This is a genomic window from Brooklawnia sp. (assembly GCF_049651565.1).
Lineage (GTDB): Bacteria > Actinomycetota > Actinomycetes > Propionibacteriales > Propionibacteriaceae > Brooklawnia.
The window spans coordinates 1-8874 of sequence record NZ_JBASCI010000189.1 but is presented as its reverse complement, the minus strand read 5'-3'; the positions used below and the strand labels follow the sequence as shown (position 1 = coordinate 8874).

Here is an 8874-nt window from a genome sequence, read left to right as displayed (position 1 = left end):
GGCTCATCGGGTCGCCTCCGCGTCCTCGGCCGGCGCGGGGGACGCGGAGGCGGCCGGCGCTGTTGGTTCACCCTGTGCTGCCGGGTCGGGCCCGGTCGACGCGGCCTGCTCCTCGGACTGCATGGTGGTGGCGGCGTCGGCCGGGGTGTCCGTTTCGGTGGTGGTTTGGGGCTCGGTCTCGGCCACCGGTTCCGGCTCCACCGGGGTGGTCTCTGCCTCGGCTGGGTCGGGTTCCGGCTCGGGTTCAGCCACCGGTTCCGGTGCCCGGATCGGTGCCGTCGCAGGGGGCACGATGCCGGCCAGTTCGTCACCGGTCACTGTGGTGGGCACCCCGACCACCTGCCCGTCCGGTAGCCGGATGAACGCCGGGCGGGGATTGGGTCGCATCCCCAGTTTCCAGGCCCGATCGGCCAGCCGGGCGCTGGACCTGAGGTCCTGAACCTGGGCGACCAGCGCCGCCTCCTGGTAGCGCAGCTCGGCCTCGCGGGCCTGCAGGCTGCTCAATTCGGCCGACTGGGTCTGGATCGTGGTGGACAGCACCAGCACCCCGGCCATGCCCAGTCCCAGCAGCACGGCGATGAACAGCACGAACGGCAGTTGGGCGATCTGTTGGGTCGACCGCCCCGGCACCGCCCGCAGCGGCGTCGGCTGCTGCTCGGTGGTCGGTCTGGGGCCGACAACAGGTGCCTGCAGGGCGCTCATCGATGCTCCTGTCTGGGACGGATCCGTTGCAGTGCCCGCAGCCGGGCGGAGGCGGCCCGCGGGTTGCCGGCCACCTCTTCGGGATCTGGTTTCTCGGCGCCGCGGGTCAGCGCGGTGAACTGGGCCTGCAGGTTCTCCGGCACCACGGGCAGACGCGGCGGTGCCGCGTCGCGGGTGGCGGCCGCGAACGCCTGCTTGACCATCCGGTCCTCAAGGGAGTGGTACGCCAGCACGGCGATCCGGCCGTGGAGCGCCAACCGGTCCAGCGCTATCGGCAGCAACCCGGACAGGGCGTCGAGTTCGCCGTTCACCGCGATCCGCAGCGCCTGGAAGGTGCGCTTGGCGGGGTGTCCGCCGCCGTGGCGGACCGCAGCGGGCAGCGCGGCCGAGATGACCTCCACCAGGCGGGCCGAGGTGGTGAACGGTTGCCGTTCGCGTTCGGCGATGATGCTCCGCACGATGCGCTCGGCGTGGGCTTCCTCGCCGTACCGCTTCAGGATGCCCACCAGTTCAGCCCTGGACGCCGAGTTCAGCACGTCCGCGGCGGTGCGCGGCAGCCGGGCGTCCATCCGCATGTCGAGCGGCGAGTCGACGGAATAGGCGAAGCCGCGGTCGCGTTGGTCGATCTGCAGGCTGGACAGACCCAGGTCGGCCAGCAGCGAGTTGGGGTGGTCGACCCCCAGGTCTTCGAGCACCTGGCCCAGTTCGTCGAAGCGGGCCTGCACCAGCTCGACCCGCGAGGCATACCGCGCCAGTGTCTGGCGGGCGATCGCCAGCGCGTCGGCGTCCCGGTCGATACCGATCAGGTGCGCCCGGGGGTTTGCTGCCAGAATCGCCGCCGCGTGCCCGCCCATGCCGATGGTGGCGTCCACGTGGACGGCCCCGGGTTCGGTCAGGGCGGGCGACAGCAACTCGACGATGCGAGACAGCATCGCCGGGGTGTGCCCGGCGTGGTCGGTGGCATCGCCCGTCGGCCCACGCCGCCCGCTCACGTCCATCGTGTCCCTCCTGGCACCAGCCGCTGTGACACCTGGTTTCAATCCGGACCGCCACCTGGCGCCGGGGAAGGGGTGCCAGGGGGCTGCTGCCCGGATTGAAGCCGGACGACACAGTTCGCCCTCTCCGGTCAAAGGACCGGGAAGATCTCCTCATTCAGTTCTGCAAAGGCCGCCTCCTGGGCGGTGGAGTACTCCTGCCAGGCCTGCGGCTCCCAGATCTCCAGCCGGTCGATCGCCCCCACCACGACGATCTCCTTGTCGAGCCCGGCGTACTGGCGCAGTCCCACCGGGATGGTTACCCGGCCCTGCTTGTCGGGGACCTCGTCGCTGGCCGAGGACGCCAGCATGCGCTGGAAGTCGCGCACCTGCCGTACCGTTGCGGGCGCCGAGGCCATCTGTTCGGTCTTCTTGGTGAAGGTGGCGATCGGGTAGACCGCCAGGCAGCGGTCCTGCCCGCGGGTCATCACCAACCCCTCGGCCAGTTCGTCGCGGAACTTGGCAGGCAGGAAGAACCGACCCTTCTCGTCAAGCTTGGGTGTGTGGGTACCAAAGAACACCGGTTCTCACCCCCATCTGCCCCGCATCGGACCCTGGCCCTCCATTTCGCTCCACCTTACTCCACACCGCTCCACCAGCGCACCATCCTGGCGCACGATTCTCACTGCCGCCTCGGCATTTGGGTCGGCAGTAGGATGAATGGGCCCCGACCGTCTACCGATGGGATGCCTGTGTCCGTGGAAGCCCAACGCGCGCTCGCGTCCGAACTGGACGTCGACCGGGTCCAGGAAACGGTGGCGGCCATGCGCCACGCCATAGCCGGGGTCATCGAGGGCAAGGTCGAGCAGATCGACCTGGCGATCATGGTGCTGCTGGCCGGCGGCCACCTACTGATCGAGGACGTTCCCGGGGTGGGCAAGACGATGCTGGCCAAGGCGCTGGCGAGGTCGATCGACTGCACGGTCCGCCGGATCCAGTTCACCCCCGACCTGCTGCCCTCCGACATCACCGGAGTGTCGGTTTACAGCCAGGACAGCCACGAGTTCCAGTTCAAGCCGGGCGGGGTGTTCGCCAACATCGTCGTCGGCGACGAGATCAACCGGGCCTCCCCCAAGACCCAGTCCGCGCTGCTGGAGGCGATGGAGGAACGCCAGGTCAGTGTGGACGGCACCACCCACCGGCTGCCGCCACCCTTCATGGTGGTCGCCACCCAGAACCCCATCGAGATGGAGGGCACCTACCCGCTGCCCGAGGCCCAACGCGACCGCTTCATGGCCAGGATCCAGATGGGCTACCCGACCCGCGGCGCCGAGATCGACATGCTGGACGCCCACGGCGCCGCCAATCCGCTGTCGTCGATGCAGCCGGTCACCGACGGCGAAACCGTCACTCGGCTTGCCGCGGGGCTCGGCCAGGTGCACGTGTCACCGGCGGTCAAGGGCTACATCGTGGACGTGCTGGACGCCACCCGAGCCAGCACCGACCTGCGGCTGGGCGCCTCACCGCGGGCAGGTCTGCACCTGCTGCGCGCTGTTCGGGTGCGGGCCGCGATGCTGGGTCGCGACTACGGCACACCCGACGATGTGCAGGCCCTGCTGGGCCCGGTGCTGGGGCACCGCCTGCTGATGACCTCGCAAGCCAGGTTGTCCGGACGCAGGCCCGGCGACGTCGTCCGCACAGCAGCCGGAACGGTCCCGGTGCCGCGGGGGAACTGACGTGCACCCGTGGCACCGCCTGACGCCGCGCGGACGGATCGTCGTCCTGACCGGAGCTCTGCTCGCGGTGTTCGGGGCGTTTCTGGCCCAGCGCGACCTGTTCTGGCTCGGCGCGTTCGCGGTCTGCGTGGTGCTGGGTGCGCTCATCCTGGTGTCCTGGCCGGTTCGTGGGCTGCGGCACGAGCGCCGGATCCCGGTCGCCTCGGTTCCAGTCGGCACTGCCTTCCAGGTGCAGATGCGGGTGCTGGGGTCAGCCGCCGTCTGGCCGAGGCTGCTGCGCTTCGAGGACGTGGTGCCGCAGTCGATGGGCATGCGGCCCCGGTTCGCGTTGTCCGGCGGGATCTCGGTGGTCGGCGAAGAGGTGACATATCAACTGGTGGGCGCCGAGCGCGGACGGTTCCGGATCGGGCCGCTGCTGGTGCGCAGCCTCGACCCGTTCGGCCTGGCCCGCAACGACATGGCGTTCGCCACCATCACCGAGGTCGCGGTCACCCCCCACATCTTCGAGCTGGGCAGGCTGCGGGCCGGGGCGTCGGGTGCCTCCGCCGAGACCCACACCGCCCGGGCCGGGCTGGTCGGGCAGGACGACGTGCTGGTCCGTGAGTACCGACGCGGCGACGACGTCCGTCGGGTGCACTGGCGGTCGACGGCGCGGGTCGGAGAGTTGATGGTGCGCCGCGAGGAACAGTCGTGGCAGCCCACCACCCGACTGGTGCTGGACAATCGGCGCAGCGCGCACGCCGGCACCGGGTCGGCCAGTTCGTTCGAGTGGTCGGTATCGGCTGCCGCGTCGGCCGGGATTGCGCTGCTCGGCACCGGGACGACCCTCGAGCTGGCCGACGCGGACGGCCAGAGCCTGGGTCCGGACGGCGACCGGGCGATGCGGGCCCAGCAGTTGATCAGCGAGCTGACCGACGTGAAGCTGACCCGGGCGGACAGCCTGGCCGCGGCGCTGGCGACCCCGGGTGAGGACCGACCGCAGGGATCGTCGGTGGTGGCGGTGTTGGGTCGGCTCGGCCCGGGCGACCTGGCAATCCTGGTGGACTCACTGCCCGGCAGCGGCTCGGGGCATGCGATGGTGCTGGACGTCGACACCTTCGTCGGGCTGCCGGCCAGCACCAGCCAACGCCAGTACGCCCACGAGCTGGCCGAACATGGCTGGTCGGTGGTGCTGGTGCGGGCCGGTACCACCGTGCCGAACGCCTGGGCGCAACTTCACCGGGCCGCGGAGGTGCTGGGGTGACCGGCTCGCCGCGCAACACGATCGCGGTTGCGGTGGCTGCCTTCCTGGGCGCGATCCCGATGCTCGCGCTGACCCGGGACGACCGGTTCCTGCCCGGCGTGGTGATGACGGTGCTGCTGGTACAGGTTGCCGCAGCGTTGGTGCGCCGGCTCACCCCGCGGGCCGCGCCGCCGACGGCAGCCCAGGTCGCGGTCGTGCTGGTCGGCTTCCTGGTGGTTGGCCGCGCCACCGTCCCATCTGCCGCCACAGCTGCCGACAACGGGCCGGCCAGCGTCTGGCAGATGGCCGTCACCGTCTTCCGGTCGGCGCAGCGGCACATGGAGGAGCAGAGCGCCCCGATGGCGTCCGACGACGCAACGTTGGTCGTGCTGCTGCTCGCGGTGGCCGTGCTGACCATCATGATCGACGTCAGCTTCATCGCCGCCCGCAGCGCCCTGCTCGCCGCGATGCCGTTGCTGGGCGGCTACCTGGTCGCCACCATCGTCCTCGACGACCGCGTGCGGCCGGTCGCCATGGTGGCCGTCTGCACCGGCTGGCTGGTGCTGCTGGCGTCCCGGACGGTGGACCACGAGCGGCGCTGGCCACGGGGGCTCAGCAAGGAGACCGGCGCAAAGCTCAACGTGCGGGGCTTCCTGCGGCTGGCGCTGGTGCTCGGGGTCGGCGCGATCGCCATCGCCCTGGCGGCCGGGACGCTGGTACCGAGCACCCGCCGCGACCTGTGGACCGACCGCACCGGCACCGGCACCGTCCAGTTGACCGACCCCAGCATCCAGTTGAACGAGAACCTGCGGCGTCCCGATGACCGGCCGCTGCTCAGCTACACCACCACCGCCCCCGGCGGGGTGATGCTGCGCAGCAGCGCGCTGACCCGGGTGGACGCCGACGGCTGGCACCAGATCGACATGTCGCTGCAGCGTGGGTTCCCGGCCCGGGTGCCCGGTGTGGCGGGGACGCAGGCCACCGACGCTACCCAGGTCATCGTCGGTGACTTCGAGTCCAACTACCTGCCAGCGCCCTATGCCCCGGTCGGCTGGCAGGTCGAGGGCGAGTGGAACTACGACCCGGCGTCGCTGACCGTGCTGAACGTCGACCCGGCCGTCGGGCCGCAGGTGCTCACCGATCTGGCCTTCTCGGTCGAGCACCGCAACGCCGAACCAACCGCCGAGCAGTTGGTGTCGGCTGTGGCCGGCACACCCCCCGAGGGTGCGGTGGCGGCCGAGGTGCCCCAGGACGTCCCGGTGGTGATCGCCGAGCTGGCGGCCGAGATCACCGCCGACGCCGACAGCGACGGCCGGCGGGCGATCGCACTGCAGGACTGGTTGCGTGACCCGGAACGCTTCACCTACACCCTGAACGCGCCGAGCGGCACCGGCTACGACTCGCTGGTCAACTTCCTCACCCGGGACCGTGCCGGTTACTGCGTCCACTACGCCGGTGCCATGTCGCTGATGGCCCGCACCCTCGGGATCCCCTCGCGGGTGGCGGTCGGGTTCACCACGGGCACCCAGCAGGCGGACGGGTCGTGGCTGGTCACCTCGCACAACATGCACGCCTGGCCCGAACTGTTCTTCCAGGGTCTGGGCTGGGTGCGCTTCGAACCGACGGTCTCGGTCGGCTCCGCGCCGAGCTGGACCAACGTGCCGGAGGAGGTGGACGAGCCGGCCGAGTCCGAGCCGACCCCCACCTTCGAACCGGCCCCGGCGCCGAGCCAGCAGCCGCAGGTCCCGGTGGACGGGTCCGGTGACCAGTCAGCCGGTCTGACCGTGCTCGACTGGCGCTGGGTGCTGGGTGTGGCGGGCGGGTTGCTGCTGCTGGCGGCCCCGGCCCTGGCTCGGCTGGTGCAACGCGGCGTCCGGCTGCGCGCCATCCACGCCAGGGCAACGGTGATGGGGGCCTGGTGGGAACTTCGGGCCACCGTGGTCGACCTCGGGCTGGAGTGGCCGGACGGCACGCCCCGCCAGGTGGCGGCAGCACCCTGGCCGGGCCTGGACGACCGCGGCCGGGCAGCGCTGGAGCGGATCGCGGTGCTGGTGGAACGGCTGTACTACGCCCCGGGGCTGCCGGCACAGGTGCAGGTTCGGCAGGAGGTCGAACTAGTCAGCGAGCAGTTGCGGTCCGGCCAGTCCCGCTGGACGCGGACATGGACCCGGGTGGCGCCGCGGTCGCTGGTTCTCGGTCGGCGGATCTAGGCCGGCCGCGAGCCGGTGGCAGCTGGGTGCCGGCTGGGACGACGACACCCGGACGCTGGTGCATCCGGGTGTGCGGTAGTGGCTATGGGGTTGTGGTGCGGTGCCGAGTCATCGACAGCGGGGGGCTGGGTCAGATCTCGCCGTCCTGACGCCTGCGCCAGCGGTCCTCCATCCGTCCCATGAACGGTTCGCTGACGGACTTGTTGGGGTTTCGGCGGGGCTGCGCGGCGGGGTCGGTCGCCTTGCGCCAGGAGCCGAGCGCGATCACCGTGGCCGCGAACATGGCGAGGAACCCGACAACGCTGAGCGGCCAGATGGTCCGCAGGCCAACTATCAGGAGAACCAAACCGACCACGAACAGCACACCGGCCAATGCGGCGCGGCGACCATGGATCTGGCGTGGCGTGTGATGGGAGCCGAGCGTCTGGGCAAGCTTGGGATCATCCGCAGCAAGCGAGGCCTCGAGTTGTGCCAGCAGTCGCTGTTCTTCCTCCGAGAGAGCCATTTCCCCCCCTCCTGATTTGTGGGTTGACTCAAGTGTAGGCGCCGCTTTGGGACGTGCGAAGCGCCGAATCTTAATCGTTACCGGCCAGCGACCTGCGAAGCATACCGCAGTCAGGTTGACCCAGCCAGAGTCGCACGGCTGACGGCGTTTGGCCCGAACTTGCGGACGACGGCGTCAGCGGCGGTCTCGACCTCGCGCATGCCACGTTCGGGAGCGTCCAGGGTGGGCTGGCGATAGGCCTCGTCAGCGGGGATCAGCTTCTCGATCCGCACACCGACCCGGCGGATTCGGGCGCGTTGCAGGTGCAGCCCCTGGTAGAGCCGCAGCGCCTGAGCGTAGACCTCGTCGGTGACGTCGGTGGGGCTGGGCAGTTGGCCGGTCCGGGTGATCGTGGTGAAGTCGGAGAAACGCACCGAGATGCTGACTGCGCGGCCGCACATGCCCGCCTCCCGCAGCCGGGCCGACGCCCGCACCGCCATCCGCAGCAGTTCGCCGTGCACCACCCGGGGGTCATCGGTGTCGCGGCCGAAGGTGGTCTGGGCGCCGATGGAGTGTTCCGGCTCGGTGACCTGGATGGACCGGTTGTCGCGTCCCCAGGCCAGGTCGTGCAGCAGCGCCCCCTGGTGGGCCCCGAAGGCGCGTTGCAGGGTGGGCCTCGGGGTGTGGGCGAGGTCGTCGATGGTGGTCAGGCCCAGCTTGTGCAGCCGGGACGCGGTGGCCGGCCCCACCCCCCAGATCGCCTCCACCGGCAGCGGGTGCAGGAAGGCGGTGATCTGGTCGGGTGGCACCTCGACCAGGCCATCCGGTTTGGCCTGGTTGCTGGCAAGTTTGGCGATGAACTTGCTCGGCCCGATGCCGACCGAGCAGGGGATGCGTTGCTCGTCGGCGACCCGGGCGCGCAGCAGCTCACCGATCGTCCGGGGTTCGCCGAGCCGGCGAATCGCACCGGTGATGTCGCAGAAGGCCTCGTCGATGCTGGCCACCTCGACCTTGTCGGTGAGGCTGCGCAGCAGTTGCATCACCCCCGCCGAGACATCGGCGTAGGTGTCGTGGTCGGGCGGCACCGCCACCGCCTGCGGGCAGAGCCGCCGGGCCCGGGTCGAGGGCATGCCACCCTCGATGCCGAAGGCCCGGGCCGGGTAGTTGGCGCTGAGCACCACGCCGCGTTCGGCGCCGCCGACGTACATCGGCAGATCGCGCAGCTCGGGACGCCGGGCCATCTCGACCGAGGCGTAGAAGGCGTCCATGTCGACGTGCATGATCACCGGGTGGCGGGTCATTGTCCGGAGCTTCCGGGGCTGGAGTGCCACAGCTTGCGCGGCGGTTGGGCGGCCGGCAGTCCGGCAGGTCTGGTGTCGGCGTATGGCGACTGCTTGAAACCGCTGGCGTGCAGAAAGACCCGCCGGCGTCCCATGCCACCGGCCCGGGCGTGCCGGTTGGGGTCGGGTTCGACTTCGGGACGCAGGTCCTGGCTGGCCGGGTCCTCCGGCAGCGGTTGGCGGACCGGGCGGCCGCGGGGTGGCGG

Annotated in this window: 9 protein-coding genes; 3 read left to right on the top strand and 6 right to left on the bottom strand. The window is 70.8% G+C overall.

Features of this window, described 5'->3' with window-relative positions; translation table 11 throughout:
• Window positions 1-3: 3 nt before the first annotated feature.
• The 3 genes from WBL05_RS08895 to mraZ all read right to left on the bottom strand — a co-directional run bounded on the left by WBL05_RS08895 (window position 4) and on the right by mraZ (window position 2257).
• Window positions 4-702 (bottom strand): hypothetical protein, encoded by a 699-nt coding sequence (locus WBL05_RS08895; protein WP_424225320.1) that lies wholly within the window; start codon window positions 700-702, stop codon window positions 4-6.
• Window positions 699-1700 (bottom strand): 16S rRNA (cytosine(1402)-N(4))-methyltransferase RsmH, encoded by a 1002-nt coding sequence (gene rsmH, locus WBL05_RS08890; RefSeq protein ID WP_424225319.1) that lies wholly within the window; start codon window positions 1698-1700, stop codon window positions 699-701. The genes WBL05_RS08895 and rsmH overlap by 4 nt, the downstream gene beginning before the upstream one ends.
• Before the next feature lie 128 nt (window positions 1701-1828).
• Window positions 1829-2257 carry a division/cell wall cluster transcriptional repressor MraZ gene (mraZ, locus tag WBL05_RS08885; protein WP_424225318.1) on the bottom strand — a complete coding sequence of 143 codons (429 nt, stop codon included), beginning with the start codon at window positions 2255-2257 and terminating at the stop codon, window positions 1829-1831.
• 243 nt (window positions 2258-2500) lie between these two features.
• Here mraZ and WBL05_RS08880 point away from each other — a divergent pair, with 243 nt between their 5' ends.
• Genes WBL05_RS08880 through WBL05_RS08870 form a run of 3 tightly spaced genes read left to right on the top strand, consistent with a single transcriptional unit; the run spans window position 2501 to window position 6844 of the window.
• Window positions 2501-3412 carry an AAA family ATPase gene (locus WBL05_RS08880; protein ID WP_424225322.1) on the top strand — a complete coding sequence of 304 codons (912 nt, stop codon included), beginning with the start codon at window positions 2501-2503 and terminating at the stop codon, window positions 3410-3412.
• Between the two features lies 1 nt (window position 3413).
• Complete coding sequence (locus tag WBL05_RS08875; protein ID WP_424225316.1) at window positions 3414-4655, top strand: DUF58 domain-containing protein; 1242 nt, start codon at window positions 3414-3416, stop codon at window positions 4653-4655.
• Window positions 4652-6844 (top strand): transglutaminaseTgpA domain-containing protein, encoded by a 2193-nt coding sequence (locus tag WBL05_RS08870; RefSeq protein ID WP_424225314.1) that lies wholly within the window; start codon window positions 4652-4654, stop codon window positions 6842-6844. Before WBL05_RS08875 ends, WBL05_RS08870 begins: the two co-directional genes overlap by 4 nt.
• A gap of 130 nt (window positions 6845-6974) precedes the next feature.
• On the opposite strand, the gene WBL05_RS08865 is transcribed toward WBL05_RS08870, so the two are convergent.
• The 3 genes from WBL05_RS08865 to WBL05_RS08855 all read right to left on the bottom strand — a co-directional run.
• Window positions 6975-7349: a DUF3040 domain-containing protein gene (locus tag WBL05_RS08865; RefSeq protein WP_424225312.1), complete on the bottom strand. Its 375-nt coding sequence runs from the start codon at window positions 7347-7349 to the stop codon at window positions 6975-6977.
• Between the two features lie 110 nt (window positions 7350-7459).
• Window positions 7460-8629 (bottom strand): DNA polymerase IV, encoded by a 1170-nt coding sequence (dinB, locus tag WBL05_RS08860; protein ID WP_424225311.1) that lies wholly within the window; start codon window positions 8627-8629, stop codon window positions 7460-7462.
• Window positions 8626-8874 (bottom strand): hypothetical protein (locus WBL05_RS08855; protein WP_424225309.1); only part of this gene is annotated, 249 nt, incomplete at its 5' end. The genes WBL05_RS08855 and dinB, both read right to left, overlap by 4 nt.

What these genes read in the sequence shown, in the direction of transcription:
- WBL05_RS08880 (WP_424225322.1), top strand. Translation starts at nt 2,501, where the DNA reads ATGCGCCACGCCATAGCCGGGGTCATCGAGGGCAAGGTCGAGCAGATC.
- WBL05_RS08865 (WP_424225312.1), bottom strand. Translation starts at nt 7,349, where the DNA reads ATGGCTCTCTCGGAGGAAGAACAGCGACTGCTGGCACAACTCGAGGCC.
- dinB (WP_424225311.1), bottom strand. Translation starts at nt 8,629, where the DNA reads ATGACCCGCCACCCGGTGATCATGCACGTCGACATGGACGCCTTCTAC.
- WBL05_RS08895 (WP_424225320.1), bottom strand. Translation starts at nt 702, where the DNA reads ATGAGCGCCCTGCAGGCACCTGTTGTCGGCCCCAGACCGACCACCGAG.
- rsmH (WP_424225319.1), bottom strand. Translation starts at nt 1,700, where the DNA reads ATGGACGTGAGCGGGCGGCGTGGGCCGACGGGCGATGCCACCGACCAC.